The 21,690-nt window shown below is 59.3% G+C and carries 18 protein-coding genes; 10 read left to right on the top strand and 8 right to left on the bottom strand.

Translation table 11 applies throughout. The features are described from left to right. Window positions 1-6 precede the first annotated feature (6 nt). Window positions 7-180, top strand: coding sequence for a hypothetical protein (locus tag IPM54_21670; GenBank protein ID MBK9262398.1), 174 nt, complete (start codon window positions 7-9; stop codon window positions 178-180). Window positions 181-304: 124 nt separating this feature from the next. Here IPM54_21670 and IPM54_21665 read toward each other — a convergent pair whose 3' ends face one another. Further along, the gene (locus tag IPM54_21665; GenBank protein MBK9262397.1) at window positions 305-1,057 is read right to left on the bottom strand and encodes a hypothetical protein; all 753 of its coding nucleotides are present in this window, start codon (window positions 1,055-1,057) and stop codon (window positions 305-307) included. A 313-nt stretch (window positions 1,058-1,370) separates the two neighbouring features. Here IPM54_21665 and IPM54_21660 point away from each other — a divergent pair, with 313 nt between their 5' ends. The 7 genes from IPM54_21660 (at window position 1,371) to IPM54_21630 (ending at window position 12,479) form a co-directional block, all read left to right on the top strand. Beyond that, window positions 1,371-4,907: a serine/threonine protein kinase gene (locus IPM54_21660; protein MBK9262396.1), complete on the top strand. Its 3,537-nt coding sequence runs from the start codon at window positions 1,371-1,373 to the stop codon at window positions 4,905-4,907. A gap of 132 nt (window positions 4,908-5,039) precedes the next feature. Continuing rightward, complete coding sequence (locus tag IPM54_21655; protein MBK9262395.1) at window positions 5,040-6,389, top strand: protein kinase; 1,350 nt, start codon at window positions 5,040-5,042, stop codon at window positions 6,387-6,389. Window positions 6,390-6,473: 84 nt separating this feature from the next. After that, on the top strand, window positions 6,474-6,884 hold the full coding sequence (locus tag IPM54_21650) for a hypothetical protein (GenBank protein MBK9262394.1): 411 nt from the start codon (window positions 6,474-6,476) through the stop codon (window positions 6,882-6,884). Window positions 6,885-7,064: 180 nt separating this feature from the next. Further along, the gene (locus IPM54_21645; GenBank protein MBK9262393.1) at window positions 7,065-8,894 is read left to right on the top strand and encodes a threonine--tRNA ligase; all 1,830 of its coding nucleotides are present in this window, start codon (window positions 7,065-7,067) and stop codon (window positions 8,892-8,894) included. 34 nt (window positions 8,895-8,928) lie between these two features. After that, entirely contained in the window at window positions 8,929-10,266 is a 1,338-nt protein-coding gene (locus tag IPM54_21640) for a hypothetical protein (GenBank protein MBK9262392.1), read from the top strand. Further along, complete coding sequence (locus IPM54_21635; protein MBK9262391.1) at window positions 10,263-11,564, top strand: hypothetical protein; 1,302 nt, start codon at window positions 10,263-10,265, stop codon at window positions 11,562-11,564. Before IPM54_21640 ends, IPM54_21635 begins: the two co-directional genes overlap by 4 nt. Before the next feature lie 12 nt (window positions 11,565-11,576). Continuing rightward, on the top strand, window positions 11,577-12,479 hold the full coding sequence (locus IPM54_21630; GenBank protein ID MBK9262390.1) for an esterase-like activity of phytase family protein: 903 nt from the start codon (window positions 11,577-11,579) through the stop codon (window positions 12,477-12,479). Between the two features lie 380 nt (window positions 12,480-12,859). Here the strand turns inward: IPM54_21630 and IPM54_21625 are convergent, their stop codons facing one another. The 6 genes from IPM54_21625 to IPM54_21600 all read right to left on the bottom strand — a co-directional run bounded on the left by IPM54_21625 (window position 12,860) and on the right by IPM54_21600 (window position 19,516). After that, on the bottom strand, window positions 12,860-13,096 hold the full coding sequence (locus IPM54_21625) for an addiction module protein (protein MBK9262389.1): 237 nt from the start codon (window positions 13,094-13,096) through the stop codon (window positions 12,860-12,862). Between the two features lie 103 nt (window positions 13,097-13,199). Then, window positions 13,200-14,066 carry a hypothetical protein gene (locus IPM54_21620; GenBank protein ID MBK9262388.1) on the bottom strand — a complete coding sequence of 289 codons (867 nt, stop codon included), beginning with the start codon at window positions 14,064-14,066 and terminating at the stop codon, window positions 13,200-13,202. A gap of 32 nt (window positions 14,067-14,098) precedes the next feature. Then, a complete protein-coding gene (locus tag IPM54_21615; protein ID MBK9262387.1) occupies window positions 14,099-14,929 on the bottom strand; it encodes a polyphosphate kinase 2 family protein in 831 nt (276 codons plus the stop codon). Between the two features lie 94 nt (window positions 14,930-15,023). Beyond that, the gene (locus IPM54_21610; protein ID MBK9262386.1) at window positions 15,024-18,305 is read right to left on the bottom strand and encodes a hypothetical protein; all 3,282 of its coding nucleotides are present in this window, start codon (window positions 18,303-18,305) and stop codon (window positions 15,024-15,026) included. A gap of 303 nt (window positions 18,306-18,608) precedes the next feature. After that, window positions 18,609-18,992, bottom strand: a complete 384-nt coding sequence (locus tag IPM54_21605) for an Hsp20/alpha crystallin family protein (protein ID MBK9262385.1) — start codon at window positions 18,990-18,992, stop codon at window positions 18,609-18,611. A gap of 32 nt (window positions 18,993-19,024) precedes the next feature. After that, window positions 19,025-19,516 (bottom strand): Hsp20/alpha crystallin family protein, encoded by a 492-nt coding sequence (locus tag IPM54_21600; protein MBK9262384.1) that lies wholly within the window; start codon window positions 19,514-19,516, stop codon window positions 19,025-19,027. Between the two features lie 362 nt (window positions 19,517-19,878). On the opposite strand from IPM54_21600, the gene IPM54_21595 reads away from it, so the two are divergent. Continuing rightward, complete coding sequence (locus tag IPM54_21595) at window positions 19,879-20,430, top strand: hypothetical protein (protein MBK9262383.1); 552 nt, start codon at window positions 19,879-19,881, stop codon at window positions 20,428-20,430. A gap of 62 nt (window positions 20,431-20,492) precedes the next feature. Here the strand turns inward: IPM54_21595 and IPM54_21590 are convergent, their stop codons facing one another. Beyond that, complete coding sequence (locus tag IPM54_21590) at window positions 20,493-20,708, bottom strand: hypothetical protein (GenBank protein MBK9262382.1); 216 nt, start codon at window positions 20,706-20,708, stop codon at window positions 20,493-20,495. A 114-nt stretch (window positions 20,709-20,822) separates the two neighbouring features. Between IPM54_21590 and IPM54_21585 the strand changes: the two genes are divergently transcribed. After that, on the top strand, window positions 20,823-21,644 hold the full coding sequence (locus IPM54_21585) for a hypothetical protein (protein MBK9262381.1): 822 nt from the start codon (window positions 20,823-20,825) through the stop codon (window positions 21,642-21,644). The last annotated feature ends 46 nt before the right edge of the window (window positions 21,645-21,690 follow it).

The raw sequence follows: 21,690 nt of genomic DNA, 5'->3' as shown, positions 1-21,690 counted from the left end.
TGCAACATGACGGCGCAAAATAACTGGCTCATGGATGTTCTCGAGGATGCAAGCAGGAAGGTTTATGCGCGCCCAGCATGGAAGCGCAGCCCTTACTGGGAGGAAGAACGTCGCAAAATCGACGAACGCCGCAAAGACGAGCCAGAAACTCGCGTTGCCAAAGACCCCGTCCCCAAATAACCCTACTCCTGAAAACGAGCCCCCTCTACACTCACGATTGTCCCAATTGGATCCAGTAGGGTCGGCAGCTCCGACTTAGGGCTCGATTTCGCGCACAAAGTTGATGCCTATCACAGGCGTACGGTCAGCTTTTATCCTCCCACCCGACCACGATACCATTTTCAAGCATAACTCGCAGTCGGTATCGATTCTTTCCGGTGGAATGATACTTCCAGGTCTCTTTCTTTTTAGTTTTTAATACTTTTTCGTCGGAATCTGCAGGAACGCCCAGAGTCTCCAGCACTGCTTCTGCGGTAGCACCTAGCCAGAGCTCGCCTCGGATGATTTTTGCCGCGTCTTTTTCGCCGAAACGCCGTATCAATGCGTCTCGACGCTCACGCTCCGCAACCTTCTTGGCCTCTTCCGCTACACGAATTTTCTCCGCTTCAATACGGCGTCTCTCTTCCTCCTGCTCGCGTTGTCGTTGCGTCTGCTCAACATAAATACGGCGCTGCTCTTCTTCGCGCTCCCGCTCTCGCTGCGCACGCTCCGCTTGCAGGCGACGTTGCTGTTCCGCCATTTGGTGCGCCTGCTGCTCTGCCATTTGGCGTGCGTGCTCTGCCTGAAGCGCCATTACACGTGCATGCTCCTGCTGTGCTATCCATGCTTGGCGCGCGCGTTCATCCTCCTCACGTCGTTTGCGTTCTGCTTGGCGCTTTCGCCGCCAGTCCACCACGAGCAGTGGCAGAGCAATCATACCGCAGCACGTGAGGGCAAACACTCCAAGAACAACCGAACTGCGTGATTCGTCAGTTTCGTTGGTTGCCCTTGCTGGTTGGGTATGCGGTGGTTCCACCGCAGAACCACTGTGCGTATTCAGGTGACGGTCCGTGGCCATTCAGGCTCCAATCAATCCTGCACCATACAGCCAGTCAACGCCATTTAGCAAGGAGACTACTGGAAGTCCGTCTGGATTGACTGGAGGCGGTAGCAACGGGAGCGGATTACGGAGCCGCCCCGAACGACGACAAGTCCGACGTCACGTTGCCGTGCGGGGCGTTTGGCCGTCCACATTCCCTCGAAGCGACAACTTCGCAAAAATTGACATCCTCGGACTTAACTCTGCGGCCGAATTTTGATAGTGTGTTCACCAGCGAAGCGCCGCGAGTCTCGACTTGGTCGGTGGTTCGTTTCTGTGAGGTACGCTCGCCATGACATCCTCGATTCCCCGCCGTTCTGCGCTCGGATCCTCTGCTTCCTCAGCGGAGAGCGCTGCTGCGAAAACGATGAACGGAGGAGAACGCTCGGAAGAGATCGAACTGTCGGATGCCGAGCTGTCCGCTGTTCCCAGCGTCCCACGGGCACTGCTGAAGCCACCACCGCCACCAGGTTCATGGCAAGAGGTTGGACGAGAAGAAGGGTTGCCCATCATTTCTCGGTCGGCATACGAGAGCGAAGGGGTTTATGCCGAAGGTGGTATTGGGCGCATCATCAAAGCGCGCGATATGCGCCTCAATCGCATCGTGGCCATCAAGGAGCTGCACGAGCCGACCGAAGCGCTTGCGCGACGATTCATCCGCGAAGCGCGAATGACCGCGCGACTCGAACACCCATCGATCGTATCGGTGCACGAAGTGGGTTGTTGGCCAAGCGGCGAGCCGTTTTTCGCCATGACGTTCATCAATGGCCGGCCGCTCGGCGATATCATGAAAGAGGCCGAGACGCTCGATCAAAAACTTGCGCTTCTGCCGCATTTGTATGCCGTCGCCGACGCAATGGCTTACGCGCACGATCGGCGCATCATTCATCGAGACCTCAAGCCAGCCAATATCCTCGTGGGGCAATTCGGCGAAACTGTGGTCATTGATTGGGGCCTCGCCAAAGACCTCAACGAAGCAGAACCCAAGACTGCGTCGGATGAAGACGGAGCCTTGTCCACCGAGCGAAGTGAATATTCGAAGCGTTATGAAGCGACCCTTGCAGGAATTTTCGTTGGAACGCCGGCATACATGCCTCCCGAGCAAGCATTGGCGAAGCCCGTCGACGAACGCGCGGACGTGTATGCCATCGGAGCATTGATGTACCGCGCGCTCGCCGGCGCACCTCCATTCGAAGGCGTGGACGGTCTGGATGTGGCGGTGAAGCTTTTGGCCAGTCCGCCAGAACCGCTCGGAGACAGGCAAAAAGGGCTGCCGCAAGAGCTCGTCGCCATCGTCGAAAAGGCGATGAATCGCGAAGTCGATCAGCGGTATCGCACGGCGAAAGAATTGGCGGAAGATTTGCGACGATTCCAAACGGGGCAAATTGTCGCGGCGTATCAATATTCGAGAAAAGACCTCGTGCGGCGATTCGTCCGACGTAATCGCACGGCGCTCGTCGTGGCCACTTCCGTGCTGGCGCTCTTGACGACGATGGGTACGGTGAGCGTGCGGCGCATCGTGCTCGAACGAAATCGGGCGCAAGCAAGCGAAGCCGAAGCGCAAAGGCAACGTGCGGATGCAGAAATGCAACGCCAGGAAGCGCGGGAAAAACAGGTCGACGCCATTCGTCGCGCCGACGAGCTCACGCTGGCGCAAGCCCGCGCGCTCATGGACAAAGACCCGAGCCAAGCCATTGCATGGTTGAAGACGCTTTCCGCGCAGAGCCCGAAGTGGCCCGCGGCGCGCACGCTGGCGGCCGATGCATTGTCCCGCGGCATTGGACAAGTGTTTCGAGCGCACACGGGCGGCATCAATGCGGTCGTCTTCGCGCCCGACGGCAAAACGATTGCCACGGCAAGCGACGATCGCACCGTTCGCATTTGGCCGCTCGAATATGGCGAACCGACGGTGCTCGAGGGCCACACCGACGAAATTTGGGCGGCTGCTTATACGCCCGACGGAAAATTATTGGCCACGGGCGGCAAAGACAAAGCCGTGCGCCTTTGGGACATCGCCAAAGGCACGTCCTCCGTGCTCAGCGGTCATTTGCAATGGGTGACTCACGTCACCTTCTCTGCCGATGGCAAATGGCTCGCGTCCCAAGGGCTCGGGGACGGGATATTTTTGTGGAATGTCGAGACGAAAGAAGGAACGCGCGTAGCGACGAATCTGGGCGTCGAAATGAGTCGCGGGCCGGTATTTTCAGAAGATGGCCGCCTGCTCGCATTCGTCGAAGCCGGAAAGCTCGTGGTTTGGGATGTCACGACGGGACGCCACGACATTTTTCCTGGACAATCCGGGGTTTGCTCGAGCATTGCCATCTCGGCGGATGCGCGAATGATTGCCACCGGCAGCGTCGATGGATTGATTCGCCTGTGGAGCACGACGGGAGGCCAAGGTCGCGCGTTCCGCGTGCATACCGACGAAGTCACGGCGCTCGTCTTTTCGCGCGATGGAGCGTCATTGATTTCGGGCTCGAAGGACCGTTCGGTGCGATCCACGGACGTCGTTTCGGGCGCCGTGCGCGTGTGGGGCCTGTACGGAGGAGAAATCAAAACGATGACGCTTTCCCCCGATGGCAAACAACTCGCCGTCGGAGGCAAAGATCGTAATGTCATCGTGTGGAATGTCGCGGATGGTCAGCGCACGACGCTCGGTGGTTTTCAAGATTGGCTGGCGTTTCACGGCGTCACGTTTTCGCCTGATGGCAAATACCTCGCAGCGGCGGGATTCGATCAAACGATGCGCGTATGGAGAATGGGCGCGCGCGTGGATCGCGTCGTCACCGAGCAGGCCGAAGAGCTGGTCATGGCGAGGTATTTGCCCGATGGCAATCGCATCGTCTCGGCGGGTGCATTGGGCACGGTTTCGCTGCACAGCCTCGATGCGGCCGCGCCTCGAATACTCACCAAACACGAAGGCCGAGTGCTCGATGTGCGCGTCTTCGCCGATGGAAATAAAATCGCCACGTCGGGAGAAGACGGCACCGTTCGTATCATTCCGCTTTCGGGCGAGCTGCCGACCATTCTGCGTGCGTTCCGAGGCAACGCGCATCGAATGGCCATTTCCCCGGATGGCAAATTCATTGCAACGGGCGGCGTGGACAAGAAAGTTCGACTTTGGGATCTGTCGACGAGCACGTTCGAGATCGTCTTCGAACACGAAAAAAATGTCGAGGCGCTCGTATTTTCACCTGATGGGCAAACGCTGGCAACGGGAAGTGACGACACCAGCGTGCAATTGATCAAGCTCGCTCCGCGGGAAGTGAAGTTGTTGGGCAAGGCCGAGCGAGGCATTCGGGCATTGACCTATTCGCCGGACGGCAAGACATTGGCTGCGGGAAGCATGGACCATACGATTCGCCTGTGGGACCTCGAAGCAGGCACGAATCGCGTCATTGATGCAAGTGGCAATGGCGTCACGAAAATTGCGTTTTTTCCTGATGGCAAACGATTCGTATCGCTTGGATTCGAACCATCCGTTCGCATATGGGACTTTGAAACGGGAAAGACGTTACGCGTGCTCCGCGGGCACGATCGTATGGTCGTGAGCGCATCGGTTGCGCCCGACGGAAAACGCGTTGCCACGGCCAGTGTCGACGGCCAAATGAGGCTTTGGGATTTGGATAGCCGCGAAGATCGAGCGCTCGTGGGGCATACCGGCGCCGTTTCTTCCATCGTTTTCGCGCCCGATGGCCGAGCGCTCATTTCGGCAGGTCAAGACGGAACCGTGCGGCTTTGGGGTGACGACGTGCCGACCACCGAAACGGAATTGCGCGTTTGGATGGATGCCGCGACGAAAGACGTGGCGGAAATGCAGGATCCGTAACACACATTGCAATCAAACCCATAGCGTAACTTCGCTCCATGAGGCCGAGCGTAGGACAACATCGCATGCGGGGAAAGACGCTCCGGCATTGACCTTGCCAATCCATCCCGTTTCGTGAAACACTGCGCCGCCATGGCTACCCTCCAACCGGGCACCGTCGTCGCAGGCAAGTTTCGTATCGAGCGGGTGCTCGGTGAAGGTGGAATGGGCATCGTGCTCGCCGCGCATCACCTGCATCTCGGGCGCATGGTGGCCATCAAGCTACTGAAGCCCGACGCATTGACGCACGCAGACATCGTCGCCAGATTTGGAAACGAAGCGCGCAGTGCAAGTCGCATTCAGAGCGAGCATGTCGCGCGCGTGCTCGACGTCGGCGCGCTCGATTCGGGCGAACCATACATGGTCATGGAATACCTCGAAGGGTCGGACCTATCGAAGTATGTGCGTCAACGCGGACCGCTTGGAATCGAAGAGGCGGTCGACTACTTGCTCCAGGCTTGTGAAGCGCTCGCGGAAGCGCACGTGGCCGGGATCGTTCATCGAGATCTAAAACCTGCCAATTTGTATTTGACTCGGCGCGCGGATGGATCGACATGCGTGAAAGTGCTCGATTTCGGCATATCGAAAGCCGCGCTGGCCGGTGATCAACCAGCCGCCCAAAACTTGACGCAAACGTCGAGCGTCCTGGGGACGCCGGGATACATGGCTCCCGAGCAATTACGGTCGTCGAAACACGTGGATGCTCGGACCGACATATGGGCGCTCGGAGTCATTCTGCACGAACTCTTGACGGGAAGGCTTGCATTTCAAGGGTCGACGGTGCCCGAGGTCTATGCCGCCATTTTGTCGAGCCCGCCAGAATCTTTACGCAGCACGCGACCCGATGCTCCTCCCGAGCTCGAAGCCATCATTGCCAAGTGCCTCGAAAAGGATGCAAGCAGGCGATTTGCAAACGTGGGCGAATTTGCCGCGGCGCTCGTTCGATTCGCACCGGTATCGGGACGGTTATCGGCGGAGCGAATTGGTCGGATCACGGGTGTCGCGCCGGTCCCGCAGCCGCAGAGCGCGGTCGTGAATCCGGCAGGATCTGGGGCAATGCCAACGGCGTATGGTCCGGGATATACGTCGGCGCCGACCATCGGCGCAACGCCGCAATCGCACGCGCCTTCCATGTACACTCCACAGGGACAAACCCCCATGCAAAGTTATGGAGCGCCGGGACAAACGCCTCATCAAGGCTATGGCCAGCAAGGGCCCGCTCCCATGCATCCGCAAATGGCACAATACCCGGGTCAGGGAGCGTATCCGGGGCAAGCGATGGCGCCCCAAGCGCCTGCAAAAAACAAAATGCACCCGTCGACGATTGCGCTGATCGCCATTTTGGGGCTCGTCGTCGTGACCTTCGGTGGGTGCATGTCATGCCTGTGCATGGTGGATTCCACACCCGATAAGAATACCCTCGAAGAGCCGGTAGGACCGTAGCGGAACAGCCAGTATACTGAGTTTGCAGTATTTCGACCATCGCGCTGGGCTAGCCCACCTGCCAATGCAATGACGGATGCGCGCATGCGTTTTGGTGCTCCTCCGGGCGCCGAACAAATTCAATGCGTCCTCAGGCCCGTCGGAACCTTCGGCATCGCTCCTGCCGAAGTCGGCGTGCTCGAAGTCCGAGACGACATGACGACGGTCGCGCAAGGCAATGGCGACACCGGCCGCGGATTCAATCCGCCGTCGCTGCTCGGCATGCAAGTCGGCGCCCCGTACTTCCGTGCTGGCAATGCCCGCACGCTGGAAGAGCTGCTCGACGATACGCTCTTCAAGAGCCATCACCAATCGGCCCTCGCGCAGGTCTTCACCATCGACGCGACCAAGCGAGCGCAGCTCGTAGCGTTCCTCCTCGCCATTGACGAGGACGAACCGGCGCTGAACATCCCCGCCAAAGGCGCGACCGGCGGAAGCCTCTGCTTCTACCCATAGTTGGTGACGCACCGAGCCCCGCATCGGGGACCCCTCGGGGCGTAGAACACCTACTTTTTCTTCTCCAGACTTGCATTTCGCCGCGCGTCATTGCACGTTTCGCAGCCATCGCACGGGTTCGTCACGAGAACCTGGCGACGACCACGGACACGACAAACCACGACCGAGAGACATCAGGCCATGCCCGTCATCCAAGACAAACCCCAGGACGAGAAGCTCTTTCGCATTCGCCACTCGCTTTCGCACGTCATGGCGCAGGCGGTACAGACGCTTTATCCGGGAACGAAGCTCGGGTTCGGCCCCCCGGTCGACGATGGGTTCTACTACGACTTCATCTTGCCCAAACCCATCAACGACGCCGACTTGCCCGCGATCGAGGCGAAGATGCGCGAGATCATCGCGTCCGGGCAAGCCTTTGCGCACGAGGACTTGCCCGTCGAAGCAGCGCTCGGGCGAATCGAAGGGCAGATGGGGGAACCGTTCAAGGCCGAGTACGCTCGGGAGCTCGTGAACAAGCAGGGGCTTTCGCAACTCAGTTTCTACACCAACGGTCCATTTCTCGACATGTGCGAAGGTCCGCATGTCGACAAGACGAGCGACATTCCGCTCGACGCGTTCAAGTTGCACTCGGTGGCGGGCGCGTATTGGCGCGGTGATGAACGCAACGCGATGATGACGCGCGTGTATGGCTATGCGTTTCACACGAAGGCGGAGCTCGAAGCATACGTCGCAGCGGTCGAGCAAGCGAAGCAGCGGGATCATCGGAAGCTCGGGCAGGAGCTGCGGATTTACGCGATTCGGGACGAAGTGGGCAAGGGTTTGCCGCTGTGGCTTCCGAATGGTGCGGCGATGCGGCACGAGCTCGAGAAGCTGGCGCATGAAATGGAATTCCGCGCCGGATACAAGAAGATCGCGACGCCGCACATTACGAAGCGTGGTCTGTACGAGACGTCGGGGCACATTCCGCTTTACGAGGATGGAATGTATCCGCCGATGGTGATCGACGAAGAGGGCAAAGGTGCCGGCGGACCGCAGGAATCGTATTACCTGAAGCCGATGAACTGCCCGCATCATCACATGGTGTATGCGTCGGAAAAACATTCCTATCGGGATTTGCCGCTGCGTTATGCCGAATATGGCAGCGTGTATCGATTCGAGCGAGCTGGGCAGCTTCAGGGGCTGACGCGCGTGCGAGGTATGTGCATGAACGACGCGCACATTTACGTGACGCCCGATCAACTGAAGGACGAATTCAAGGCGGTGTTGGAGCTGCATCGGCGGTACTACGACTTGTTCGGCTTCACGAACTACTACATGCGGCTTTCGTCGTGGGATCCGCAGGATCCGAAACGAGCCGGCAAATACGTGGACGATCCGGAATCGTGGACGCTATCCGAGCGGCTCGTGACCGAGGCATTGGAAGAAGTGGGCGCTCATTACAGGGTTTCGCCTGGAGATGGAGCGTTTTACGGGCCGAAGGTGGACTTTCAATTCGTCACGGTGACCGGGCGTGAATTCACGCTATCGACGAACCAGCTCGATTTTGCCATTCCACCGCGATTCAATTTGTCGTACACGGACCGCGACGGCAAGGAAAAAACGCCTTATTGCATCCATCGCGCGCCGCTCGGAACGCACGAACGATTCGTGGCGTTTCTCATCGAGCATTACGGTGGGGCATTCCCGACGTGGCTGGCGCCGGTGCAGGTCGTGGTGATCCCCGTCAGCGACAAGTTTTTGGCGTACGGCAAGAAAATCGAGGCACAGCTTCGCGAAGAATTGGTACGCGTGGAGCTCGATACGAGCCCGGCGACGATGGGCAAGAAAATCCAGGAAGGCGCGACGCGTAAGGTTCCCATTTTGCTCGTCGTCGGTGGCAAAGAAGAGGCGGAGCAAACGGTCACCGTGCGCCGGTACGGCATCAAGGAACAGAAGGCCATGCCGCTTGCGGGCTTCCTCGAGATGCTCGGGCAAGAAATCAAAGAACGTCGGCACGTGAAAGCGTGGTAGTTCGTCGCGGGCGTGGTAAGCTGAGGCGGCTTCGATGGCTTTTTCGAATTTCGCCCGCCTCCTTACCACGCTCGGATTCGTCGTCGGCAGTGGCGCCGCATTCGGTTGCGCACTCCTCGCCGATATCGACGAAAACCGCATTTCAGCAGGTGCGGGTGGTTCGTCCAGCAATGCCTCCTCGTCATCCTCGTCGTCCGCCAGTTCCTCGTCTGCGTCATCGGGCGGGGGAGCTGGCGGCGGTGGAAGCGCTGAATGTCGCGGGGAAGGCGATTGCCCGGGCACCGTGAGCGATTGCGGCAAACCTCGGTGTTTTGCAGACGGGCTTTGCGGATTCGACAACGAACCGATTGGCGCTCCGTGTGCCGAAAACGGCGGCCACGCGTGCAATGGCAAGGGGCAATGCGTCGAATGTACGGCAAGCGAACATTGCGCGAGCAAGAAATGCGGCGCGGATCGTACATGCATCCCGCCCACGTGTAGCGACGACATCAAAAATGGCAATGAATCCGATATCGATTGCGGTGGAACGTGTCCAGCGCATTGCGGACCAGGCGCCGAATGCATCGCAGATACCGATTGCGTGGGCGGATTGTGCGACGCGGGCACGTGCGCGCCCACGTGTACGGATGGCATCGTCAATGGAAGCGAAACGGACGTCGATTGCGGCGGGCCTGATTGCGTGCCGTGCGGCCTTGGTGCAAATTGCGGCATCGACGCGGATTGTGCGTCGGGGCTTTGCAATGCGAGCATATGCGTGCCGGTTCCCACGTGCACCGATGGCGTGAAGAACGGGGCCGAAACCGATGCCGATTGCGGCGGAAGCGATTGTATGCCGTGCAGCACCGGCCTTGCGTGCGGCGCTGGCAGCGATTGCGTGAGTCATTCTTGCGTAGAGGGCATTTGCGCCGTTCCGACGTGCGAAGACGGCGTTCAAAATGGCAGCGAAGTGGGCGTCGATTGCGGCGCCACCTGTCCCACGGGTTGCCCCACGGGGACTCCATGCACGGCCGCCGAAGAATGCGCGAGCAAAAAGTGCGAAGGTCCCGCGGGAAGTACGGTATGCGGCGAACCATCGTGTTTCGATGGTATTCACAATGGGGACGAGTCGAGCTGGGATTGTGGTGGGTCTTGTGCGAACAAGTGTCCACCACTTTATCCGTGCTTCATCGACGGCGATTGCCGCGGAGGTTTGTGCGATCCGATGACGCTCACGTGTTTGCCCACGTGCAGCGACGGGTATACGAATCAAGGCGAAACCGACCCGGATTGCGGCGGGCCGTGCGCTATGAAATGTCCCGAGGGCTGGCATTGCTTCATTGATGACGATTGCGCCGCGGGGCTATATTGCACGCAGGGACATTGTTTGCCATGAAGCGGCTTTGTTTTGCCCTGGGTATGCTGGGGTGTTTGTCTTGGGCTCCATGTGCACATGCCAATGGTCGATTTCCTTCGGCGGGGCACGTGGAGGTCGACCCAGCGGATCCGGCGCATATCGTTTTGCGAGCGACCTACGGGCTACTCGTGACGCATGATGGCGGCAGCCGATGGGATTGGATCTGCGAAAGCGCGATGGGGTTCAGCGGAATCTGGGATCCGCCCATCGGTATCACGGCAGGCGGCGCCATTTTGGTCGGCTTGGCCGATGGTTTGTCCATATCGACCCCCGATGCTTGCCAATTTTCGCGCGTTGCGTCGCTCGAAGGCAAATTCGTCGCCGACCTTGCGGTGGGTAAGAAAAACCCAGCTCGCGCGGTCGTATTGACGTCCATTCCACTTGGAGCCACCTTCGATACACGCCTTTTTTTGACCGAAGACGGAGGCTCGTCGTTCATTCAAATCGGTAACGTTTTTTCGGAAAACCTCCGCGGGCTCACCGTCGACCTTGCTCCATCGGATCCCTCGATCGTATACGTGAGCGGCGTCGTCGGCGGCCCGATGCCTCGAGGCGTCGTTTTGCGCTCGCTCGACAGCGGAAATTCGTACGACACATGGGACGTTCCTTTCAGCGATGACGAGCATGCTCCATTCATCGGCGCGGTGGATCCGCAAAATGTGGATCGCCTCTACGTACGGCTCGATGGAATTCCCGGGCGCCTTTTCGTTACGGAAAATGGGGGCGCAACGTGGCAAGAAATCTTTTCGGGCGAAGGAGCGCTTCTGGGCTTGGCCCTTTCGCCCGACGGTAAAACGCTCGTCCTCGGCGGAGAAAAAGACGGCGTTTGGCGAACGCCCGTGCCGAATTGGGCATTCGAGCAAACGTCGCTTTTGCATGCACGTTGCTTGCGCTGGGCGGATGCGGGCATTTATGCTTGCACGGAACAAGTGCTCGATGGTTTTTCCGTGGGTTTGTCCGTAACGGAGGGCGCGACGTTCAAGCCTTTGGCCCTGCTTTCGGACGTCTGTGGCCCCGTTTCGTGTCCATTGCCGATATGCGCGTCCGAGTGGCCGGCCCTGAGCGACTTGGTCAACGCGACATCGTGTGTCGAAGCGAGCTCGTCGAGCAGCAGCGGAGGCGGTGGAGCCGCAGGAGCCGGCGGCAGCTCGAATGGACCGCCTTCGGCCGTGGGTGGATGTTCGTGTCGTGCAGGGCGCAGCGGTGATGATGGAATGGCGTTTTTGAGCTTGGCAACGCTTGCGTTTTGGCGCATGCGGCGCAGGCGCGTTTCATGATATCGTTTGCCCATGACCACTCGAAAGGCCGCGTCGATCTTCGCGTTTTCGTGCGTTTGTCTGCTCGCTGGGTGTTCGCGCAAGCCCGACACGGCGATGCCTTCGGGCGGGCGCATCGTGAACGTGCAGGTGCTCGATCTGCCAGGTTTGTCCGGGCTAGCCCGCGATGACGCAAGCTCGCTGTTTGCCGTCCCCGAGGATATACGCGTGCTCGTCGAGCTTTCCGCGGGCGGTGCCGAGCAGCATCGGTATCGCGTGAGTGGCGTGCCCGAGGGCGTCGAATTCGAGTCGCTCGCGTGGCTCGGCAAAGGTCGCTTCGCGATTGGCACCGAGGGAGGATGCAAAGACGGCAGCGAGCATGTGCTCGTCGTGGAGCGCGAGGGGGATGGGGCGAAGGTCGTTCGCGACATTGCGATGCCGCTACGCGCATGGGGTGCGGAATGCGATGACAAGCGTGGTGTCGAGGGGCTTTGCGCAGCGGGCGGTAAATTGATCGCGGCGATCGAAAACCCGTTATCGGGCAAGAACGATGAGCGGTTCGCGGCGATTGCGAGAATCGACGAACAGACGGGCGAAGTGACGGCGTATCGATTGACGCTGACGACCACAACGGGAAAAATCGCGGGGCTCGATTGCCGTGAAAAAGACGGCGCCATCGAGGTGCTTGCGATCGAGCGGCATTTCGAGGTTTCGCGCCTCTTGTCGTTTACAGTGCCGCTCGGTGGCGCGGCGGAGGAAGCACCGCGGACGGCGCGTGTGGTGATGGATTTGTTTCCGTATGCCAATGGGGGCAAACGCAATTTCGAGGGTGTGGTTTGGCTGGACGATCGCCGAGCGATGCTGGTCGTCGACAACAAGTATGGGAGCGTGACGGGGCCAAACGAAATGGTCGAAGTGGATTTGGCGGGGAAGTAGAGTCCTCAATGCGCCTACTCTTTGCGCGGCGCAATGGCCGTTGACGACAGCCATCGTTGCGGTTATCGCACTGAAATCACGACCGACGTCGACCAAGCCAGTAATCTGGTCGACGGCTCGTGTGCATGATGGCGGCAATTTCGATTCGCCCCGTCATTACCTGGTACATGATTCTGTACGGGAATCGACGCACCAGACGTTGACGAAAGCGCGGATCGCTGGCGCAGGGGCACCAGCATTCGGCATGTCGAGAATTTCGTTAATCGTACGCTCTATCGACTCGACGAACTCCACCCCAAGCCCTTCGCGACGCGCTTCGTAAAACGCCGCAGCTTCCATCATTTCCACCTCCGCCTGGGGTAGAAATTGGACAGAGAGCTTCATCGAGTTGCAAGACGTCGGAGGACGCGCTCGCGCACCTCCGACCATTCGGCCAGCGGCTCGCCAGACGCCCTGGCCATTGCATCACGTCGTTGAGCCTCTTTTACCCACGCCTCTTCCCAACCTGGATCCACTTCTCCCTCGACGCTCTCGAGGAGGGCCGACGCGATCGCAAGACGTTCATCATCGGGAAGGTCGAGTGCCTGATCGAGCAGCTTGCGTGCGAGAGCAGTCATGGTTGTCCAAGTGTACCCCAACTGATGCGAGTGACAAGCTCATCGTTCATGTCGCTAGCGAACTCGGGCGGCGGGTTGTTGGGGACCGAAACATTCGTCCCACCTATTTCGCGACGAACAATTGAATGGTCACTCTGCCGGGGACGATCCATGCCGACGTTGTGGCCCACTCACGAGAATCGAAACTGCCCGCCGTAATGGTAAAGTTCGCCGTGGAAGCCATGCCTACCGCATTCGGAACGGCGAAGAACATGCCCTGATTCGCCGTCTCGTCCGTGAGCCCCTCGACTCTGCTATCGGGATACGAAATCGTGACATCCTGGCGATCCGTCGTCACGGTGCAATCGGAAACGGCCGGTTGCGGGTCGCCGCAGGCATCGGCCGGATCGACGACGATACCGATCAATACGCCGCGTGCCAATACGTCGCCGCCAGATTGCCCCAGCACGGGAGCCACCACGGCGTCAATCGCGTCGCGTGTCAGCGCAAAGGTGCGCACATCGGCGATCGCACCATTCGATGCGCGTAATTCATCGAGCCTCGCGGCATCGGCAACGTTCGCGTATGTCGTTACCCAAAGCGGATTTTCCGTCCGCCCATCTTTGATGGATGCGAGCAGTGTGTTCGTCGTGTCGAGCAAATCGACGCTCGTGAAGCTCCAAGAGGCGGGTGACCCGCCCAATGTGGACGTGTCGAGCTTTTGCGACGCAAGCGGCTTTTCGGTCGCGGGATCAGCGAACGACGCGGGATCGACCAATTCGACGAGCAGATTGGTCAGGTCCACGGGATTCCCTGACTTTTTGGAGAGGGAGTGCTGTATGGTCAAGCCCTCCACGGCCAGAAATGCCGCGGCATCCCCGGACTTCGAGCTTTCGCACGTTACAGGAGTATCGTCGCAACCCGACATGCTCAAAGCAAGAACACACGCGGCTACGCGAAGCCTACTGAAAAGAAGGTCATTCTTATTCATATTCGTCTTCCGTTGATGCGGCTCGTTCAACGTCACCCCCTGCTCTTGCGATATGCGTCGAGCTCCGCTTTTTTATCGGCTCCAACCCGGTCGAGTTTTTCCTGCCAAATCTTTTTGTACGGACGCAATTCTTCGACGATCGCGCGCGCGATGACGAGATTGCGATACCATTTCGCGTCCGCTGGAACGATCCTCCACGGGGCACGTTTGGTGGCCGTGCGGGAAATGGCATCTTCGTACGCTTCGGTGTACTCGTCCCACAGCTCGCGTTCTTGCCAGTCGCCGGCGTTGAGCTTCCAGGCGGTGCGTGGATCTTGTTCCCGTTCGAGCAGCCGCTTTTTTTGCTCGTCTTTGCTGATGTGCAGGAAAAACTTCAGCACGATGGTGCGATGCTCGACGAGCAATTCTTCGAAGTCGCGAATGTGCCCGAATCGTTCGCCCCAGATTTCTTTGGGCGCCAAGTCGTGAACACGTACGACGAGTACGTCTTCGTAATGCGATCGATTAAAAATGGCGAATTCGCCGAGACGCGGCGTATTTCGATGAATACGCCACAAGAAATCGTGCTCCCGCTCTTCCGACGTGGGAACGCCGAACGACGTCACGTGCACACCGCGCGGGTTCAAAAAACCGGCGACGTGTTTGATGGCGCCATCTTTTCCCGCGGTATCGCGCCCTTGCAGCACGACGAGCACCGCGTGCGTACGCGCGCCCCAGAGCAAATCCTGCAACGTGAAAAGCTCATCCCCAAGGTCGGCGAGCTCCTTTTGCGCCTCGTCCCGCGAAACATGCTTCGGCGGATCCTCGGATGCATCCGACAGTTTGACTCGTTCACCCGTTTTGTCGTACGTTACGATCCCCACAGCGTCGCTCCTCTTGGGCACGGTTTGTCCGGCGGCCCAGTAAAACACGTTTGGCCCAACATGGGTAGCGTGTCCTTGTTTTTGCGAGTTTGATTCACTGCGCCTTGAGCGGTCCCGTGACCACACCCAAATTGACGAACGCCCGATCGGTCATCACGACGAACGGTCGCTCCTCGAGCTTGATGGTGCCTGCTCCGTCGTGCTCGACGATTTGCAGCTTGCCCATGCCATAACCCATCGGGCCGCGCGAATAATAATGCGCCTGCAAGCGGTACGGATATGCCGTTGCCCGTCCATCGATGGCAAAACATTCCGGCCCGTACCCCGTCGTCACATCGGCATACAGCTCGCCGCCAGAACGTAGCTTTCGCCTGCTGTAATAGGCATGTCCACCGCGTCCGTCGCGAATGTGGAAATCGACGTCGTTGGCGTCGGTTTCCCATACCAAGACAAACCGCAGCGACGGTTTGTTCGATATGCGTGCACCGATTTCGGCGAGCCGCTTTTCCACTTCCGCCCGCCGCTCGGGCCTTGCTTTGACGAATGCCGCGGCCAATATGCCCACGTCATCCGAAAGCACGCGCCGCACGCCCGCAAACCGGCCGCTCGGATAACGCCGAACGAACGCTGCAATGACCGTATCGAGCGCTTCTTCGAAGTATCCCGCGCGGGCGAGCGCGTACGCGAGCATGCGTGCACCCGACGGATGATCGGGCCGCGACGCCACGGCTTTTCGGTAGGTATCGACCACGAGCCAATGCGCTGCATCTCCAGGTTTGGCAAAACGTTCCAATCGAGCGCCCGCAAAGCGACGCAAATCCGCTCGACCGGGAAACAAATCAATGATCGAACCAAACGCTCGCGCGGCTTGATCCTTGTCCCCCGCCGCTTCGAACGCTTCTCCGAGCGCCACGAGCGCCAATGCGTCGCCCGGATCGGCGTCACGGTAATCCGAGGCAAATGCAATCGCGTCCGCCGTGCGTTTCTTCTCAATGAGCGCCATGACATTGGCGAATTTGCCTTCGTACGGCGCGACGCCCGTATCTTGCGGACTATCCTCGTCATCCCCGTCATTGTCGTCGTCCTCGAATTGCTCTCGTTCGACGATTCGACGCGGTGGCGGCGGTGGTGGTGGCGGCGGTGGACGCCAGGGACGCGAGGACGCCGTTGAGCCACCTCCCGATGCGGCTTGGGATGGTTTCGTCGCCGGCGCTCCCGCTTTAGACGGCGGGCGCGGCGCCATCGCCGTCGCAGCCGGACGCGGTGCTGGACGCGGAGCTTCGGGCTCCGGCTCGGCCATGGGCGCCGGCCGCGCCTCCTCCCTCAATTCGTCACGCGAAAGTGCCGCTTGCGCCGGAGGCGGCGGAGCCTCCAATGCCGTATCGGCCGGCGGTGTCGACGGAGCTGCATTGCCTGGCGCAGCACCACCGGCCATATCGGCTTTTTTATCCCCGCCCTTCTCTTTTTCCTTGGGCAATTTGCGGTCTTCCACGGGACTCGGCTGAGCAATCGCAACCGGTCCCGCCGTACGCTTTTGCAATTCGATCCCTGCGGGACCCACCACGAGAATGTCCGCGAGCGCTCGGCGGTCGATGCCAAACCGCGCGTAATCCTGGTCGCTTTCCAGCACGAGCAATGCCGTGAAATCGGACAGCACGCGGAACTGCGTCGAAAGTGAAACGATTTCACGCGCAATCTCAGCGCGTCGTTCTTCCTTGTCCGTTGCGTCGCGTTCGTCCGTGAGCCTCTCGATACGCGCGCCCACGATGGCGCGTTCGAGCAGCGGCTTTTCAGCAAATTCGGTCGCGACGACACGTTTCACCTTGCCACTCGGCCCCTCGATTTCGACCTCGAAAGGTGCCCCCTTGGGAAGCTCGGCGAATACCAGCGCTTCGTCACGCGGCAGCATGCCGTCCAGTTTTTCCGGCCATACGAATTTCGCGCCGGGAACCCGTACCCTCAAATTCGATACCGTGGCCCGATTCAATCGACTGGCCATTTCACTCGAAGGCAAGTCCGCATCGAGCACGATACCGTCCTTCGGCAACGTGCCTTTCGTCAATTTGCGAAGGAGGTTTTCGTCACGAATGCCCCCAGCCACGACCGCATCGATGCGCCGAACCCCGGCATCACGCAGGTCTTGGAGCTCTTTGGCAATATCGACCGCTTCCACGGCACCGGCCGTCGGAATGCCATCGGTAAATAGCAATACGCGAGTAAACTTGCCGCTTTGTTTTTTTACAAAACTCGCGGCGCTCTCGAGCGCCAAACCCAAATCGGATGCACCGAGCGCTTTGCGCTTCAGAATGGCCTCGATTTCTTTGGCACCAAAATTTCTTCTGGAACCTACGTAAATCGGTTCGAGCTCCTGATCGAAGCACGCAACGGCAAGCGACATGTCACTGGATATGTCGTCGGGCATGGCCGCCAATAGCGCCGCCAATTGATTTGCCTGCGTTTTCAAATCGAGCGCACGGGAAGCGCTCGTATCGAGCAGCACGAGCAAATCATGCACCGGATCCGGGCGATCTTCGGCCACCGGGGTCACTCGAGCTACCGCCAATTCTTCGTGACGAAGTCCCACGGCAAGCGATTTGTCGGTTCCGATCGGCAGAACGAAATCGCGATCGGGTTTGAAATTGGCCTGGCGCGACGTAAACGCTTTGCGTTTCGCCAGAGCTCGCCCATCGATGACACGTAAATCGAATTGCTTGACGGACGGGAGTCCTCGCAGGTGTACCCGGTACGGATCTGCGCCCGATGACAATTTTTGTGAATACGAAAGAATGATCTCTTTTTCGCCGGATGCTGGAATGGGGAAAACCCGCGCCTGAAAACGATTGCCCGCTTGTTTTTCGAGCAACGCCGGATCCGCTCGTCGATGCAAAAAATCTTCGTACGCTGCACGTGCCGCTTGTTGCTCCACGACTTCGCCTTCTTGCCAACCGTCCGCATTACGCATGGCAAAACGGCTGATCGTCGCGCCTGGAGGCAATACGACCTCGAATCGCCCTTCGATCGTACGAGCATCGGGGTTTTTGAACGTAAACCGTAATTCAGTAAACGCCAGCGGGTCTTGGACGACACCCGAAACTGCCATCGACGCGATTTCGAGACCCACGCCATCGGGTGACGTGAGCGTTGCCGGTGCTGCACGTTCGCTCGTCGCAACGGCCAATCGCACTTCGACGGGCTGTTCTTCCCAACGCACATCGACGACGGGAATCGCGGCTGGCGGTGCCTGTGCTTTTCCACCAGGTTCGCCAAAGGAAGCGGACTGCGGCCCCGATACGATCGTCGGACCCGGCCCGCAACTCATGACGGCTTGGGAAAGGGCGAACGCGAAGATCAACGAAAGAGCGCTACGGGGACGCATGATCCACGGAGCTTACACCTCTCGCGGCGCGACTGAAATGGGAATTTGTGTGGTTCGACGAGGAATTTGGAGAAGGTCATTCGGGGGGTATGGGGGGCAGAAGCGTAGACCTATATGGCGCTGTCACGCTCTCGCACCTCACCCCCCCGACCCCCCTCTCCAACTTCGCATTGCTCCGCAATGCTGCGTGGAGAGGGGGGAGAAAGAGCGTTGAACAACTTATCTTCTCTCTTCTCCCCCTCTCCACGAAGCGAAGCTGAGTTGGAGAGGGGGTTGGGGGGGTGAGGTGCGACTCGCCATCCATCACGACGCTTTGACCGCAATTTGTCGCGGCTTTTGCGCCGACACCTTGGGCAGGTGAATCTTGAGCACGCCGTGCGCGACCTCGGCGTTGATCGCGTCGGCCTGAATGCTCTGCGGCACCGTGAACGTCCGCTGGAAATCGAAGAATCGTTGCTCGGCCGCAAGAACACTGCCCTCGGGTGTCTTCGCCCGACGACCCGTCAGCGTCAGCTCGCCCCGCTCGAATCGAATATCGATGTCGTCCGGGCGCACGCCGGGCACATCCGCGACGAGCAACACTTCTTCCTTGTTTTCGTACACGTCGACGGCAGGAGCAATCGTGCGGCGCGCGTCGGCGTTCTGAGCAATGGACTCACGCTTGGTCGTATTGGTTTCCGTATTCATGGCTCGATCTCCCTTGCTTGGTCGTCCGTCCCTCACGACGCTGCTTTCACCGTAATCTGCCGAGGCCGCGCTTCCGGCGATTTCGGCAATGTCAACGCGAGGATTCCATCGGCAACCGTTGCCGTCGCCTTCTCGACATCCACCTTGCACGGCAGCGCCAAACTGCGTGCAAACTTCACCGGCGGCCGCTCACGTCGATGCACCGCATACCCCTCGGGAGCGTCGGCTTTGCGTTCACCCGAAAGCGAAAGCACGTCCTGCGCAACTTCAATCTTGATGTCCGATTCCTTCAATCCAGGCACTTCGGCGTACAGCACCAGCGCCGAGCCCGTGTCGTAGACGGAAACTCGAGGCCACGTGGCGACCGGCCGCTGCTGAAATCCAAACTCGAACGGCTCGAAAAACGCCCGTGCAGCACCTTGACCCGCGCGACCATCGTACTCGTCGAAAACCCGCTCCATCCGGCGGCGGAGCTCATCCATGGCCGCAAACGTCCTGTCCACATCACTGATCCGCGTCGTCATCATGATTGCCTCCGTGCGTTTTTGACAAACTCCTGCCCCGAGGCCTTTCACAGGCCCGCACTCCGACGCGAGGGAACACCTGCCCCCACGACTCGACCGTCGGATGCATTCGGTAAACAACGCCTAGAGCGCTCGATCGTCTCGATCGGAGAGCCTCTGGTCATGTCCGGCAGCGCGGGCCAATCTTTGCACGCTCGTCGACCTGTCAAGCCCGTGCACCAACGCCCGACCACCTCGACCACCACCACCGCCCGTTTCCGGAAAACGGCGTCGAAGACGAAACAAAGGTTGACCAAGCTTTCCAAACATTGTACAAAGGATGTACACGAACAGGACGCCACGTCGCCCGATGGAGGATCTCGATGGGTTCAAGCGGAAAAACTTCGAAGTTCGTTGCCACAGCCGCCCTTGCAACGGCGCTCATTCCGAGTCCATCCTTGGCGGTGCTCAAAGAAGGAGTGACTGCGCCGAATGCGCGCGTGGAGGATGCGGATGGGAGAGCGCTGCAGATGAAGTCGCTGCAAGGCAAGCCCATTTTGATCGTGTACGAGGATAAGGATTCGGCGAAGCAGAATCAGGCGCTGAAGGACGATTTGTCGAAGCTCGCGAAGGGCGACAAGTACAAGAGTGCCATTGCGCTCGCAGCCATTGCCGACGTGAGCTCGTACAATTGGTGGCCGGCGAAGGGGTTTGTCAAGGACGCGATCCGCGAAGAATCCAAGAAGCAGAAGACGACGATTTATTGCGATTGGGATGGGGGGTTTCGCAAGGCGTATTCCATCAAGCGCGGCGTGAGCAACGTGATTCTCATCGGGCGAGATGGTCGGGTTTTGTTTTCCGCGGAGGGTGCGGTTGGGGCCGATGGCCGCAAGCGTCTCGTGAGCTTGCTCGGGGAACAAGTGAATGGTGGGTGATTTGATACCAGCACAAATCCTAGGGTAATCAAGTGCGAACCGAGCACGGCTCGTTCTGAACTTCATTCTCCTGCGTTCGGCTCGAGCTTTTCAACGCTCTTTTTGTCGACTGCCGGAAAGGCGGACTCGATACCGTCATACCTCCCGCGCGATTCCTCCTGGATCGCAATCCGTTCCTCATGCTCGTCCTCGTATACCGGATCCTCGACGACCGGGGACCTGGCTGAAGGGGGATCCGAAGCCGTCTCCGGTACAGCTTGCTTCGACTTCGTCGGCATGCAATCGACCGTATCAGCGGTATTCTCGGCATCTCAATGCTGAACGTCGCCAAGATGGGACATTGTCTGTCCTTCACTCGGTGCCGCGGCGAAGCATCATGCTACGCCGAACGCGTGCCCTTCGAGAAGGAAACGTGTTATCAGTTCCAGAACATGGGAAACACTCGGACAGATGAGCCTCAAACCAAGGCTCCGGCGTATCCCACCGATTACCGGGACGAGCAAACCTGCTCGGCGTATTCCATCCTGGCGCGGTGCCTCGACTTCGCGCGTATGGTTCCTGATAGCGGTGAACGTACGGAGGAAGCCGTCAAGGACAACCCCCCTCGGCTGTACCGCCATCGGCAGCTCGAGGCGTTGCTGCGTGCCTTCGAACTGCTTCCGTGCTCGCGGCCGCCGCACGTCGAGCATCTGAATGCGCTGGAACAAGAGCACGTGAGCATACAAGGCCCCTCGGGCTCCTGGCGAGAAGGGACGGGGCTTGATTTCTATCGGCAGTCGACGTCCTTCGAGTTTTTCTTCCAGGGCTATTTCTTGATGCAACGCAGTTCGACCGACCATCGAGCGATCCTGCTACTCCTGAAGCCCTACTGGCCGCCGCACTTCGATAGCGAAAGGGCGATCGTGGACGGAGTGCCCATGTACCGGGCGGACGAGATCCGGGATATCTGGTCGAGCATACTCGCATTCCGCATGGCTTGCGAAGGCGTGATCGACTACAACGGCAGCGTGCTCGTAGCGAGCGATGGGTATGTCTGCGCGATGAATGCAATGCAGCCCGTGATTCAGGCCTTGCAGAAAAGCGTGCGCGAGATCGACGACATCCTCGCGCAAATCATCGACCCTCGACAACGCGTGTTTTCGCGCGAGGAGCTGATTGCGCGCCATGGTTTTCCGGACGTGGACTTACTCGACATCGATAACGAATGGGCGTGAACGTCGAAAGTGTGACCTGGGACGTACCGCCTTCATCTCTCAAAAA

This window comes from Polyangiaceae bacterium (assembly GCA_016715885.1).
Taxonomy (GTDB): domain Bacteria; phylum Myxococcota_A; class Polyangia; order Polyangiales; family Polyangiaceae; genus Polyangium.
Note: the sequence above shows the minus strand (reverse complement) of the source record. Positions and strands in the feature narration are given on the sequence as shown.

Coding starts and splice junctions, on each gene's coding strand:
- IPM54_21645 (MBK9262393.1), top strand. CDS start 7,065: ATGCCCGTCATCCAAGACAAACCCCAGGACGAGAAGCTCTTTCGCATT.
- IPM54_21670 (MBK9262398.1), top strand. CDS start 7: ATGACGGCGCAAAATAACTGGCTCATGGATGTTCTCGAGGATGCAAGC.
- IPM54_21595 (MBK9262383.1), top strand. CDS start 19,879: ATGGGTTCAAGCGGAAAAACTTCGAAGTTCGTTGCCACAGCCGCCCTT.
- IPM54_21635 (MBK9262391.1), top strand. CDS start 10,263: ATGAAGCGGCTTTGTTTTGCCCTGGGTATGCTGGGGTGTTTGTCTTGG.
- IPM54_21590 (MBK9262382.1), bottom strand. CDS start 20,708: ATGCCGACGAAGTCGAAGCAAGCTGTACCGGAGACGGCTTCGGATCCC.
- IPM54_21650 (MBK9262394.1), top strand. CDS start 6,474: ATGCGTTTTGGTGCTCCTCCGGGCGCCGAACAAATTCAATGCGTCCTC.
- IPM54_21640 (MBK9262392.1), top strand. CDS start 8,929: ATGGCTTTTTCGAATTTCGCCCGCCTCCTTACCACGCTCGGATTCGTC.
- IPM54_21610 (MBK9262386.1), bottom strand. CDS start 18,305: ATGCGTCCCCGTAGCGCTCTTTCGTTGATCTTCGCGTTCGCCCTTTCC.
- IPM54_21655 (MBK9262395.1), top strand. CDS start 5,040: ATGGCTACCCTCCAACCGGGCACCGTCGTCGCAGGCAAGTTTCGTATC.
- IPM54_21605 (MBK9262385.1), bottom strand. CDS start 18,992: ATGAATACGGAAACCAATACGACCAAGCGTGAGTCCATTGCTCAGAAC.
- IPM54_21620 (MBK9262388.1), bottom strand. CDS start 14,066: ATGAATAAGAATGACCTTCTTTTCAGTAGGCTTCGCGTAGCCGCGTGT.
- IPM54_21660 (MBK9262396.1), top strand. CDS start 1,371: ATGACATCCTCGATTCCCCGCCGTTCTGCGCTCGGATCCTCTGCTTCC.
- IPM54_21665 (MBK9262397.1), bottom strand. CDS start 1,057: ATGGCCACGGACCGTCACCTGAATACGCACAGTGGTTCTGCGGTGGAA.
- IPM54_21630 (MBK9262390.1), top strand. CDS start 11,577: ATGACCACTCGAAAGGCCGCGTCGATCTTCGCGTTTTCGTGCGTTTGT.
- IPM54_21600 (MBK9262384.1), bottom strand. CDS start 19,516: ATGACGACGCGGATCAGTGATGTGGACAGGACGTTTGCGGCCATGGAT.
- IPM54_21625 (MBK9262389.1), bottom strand. CDS start 13,096: ATGACTGCTCTCGCACGCAAGCTGCTCGATCAGGCACTCGACCTTCCC.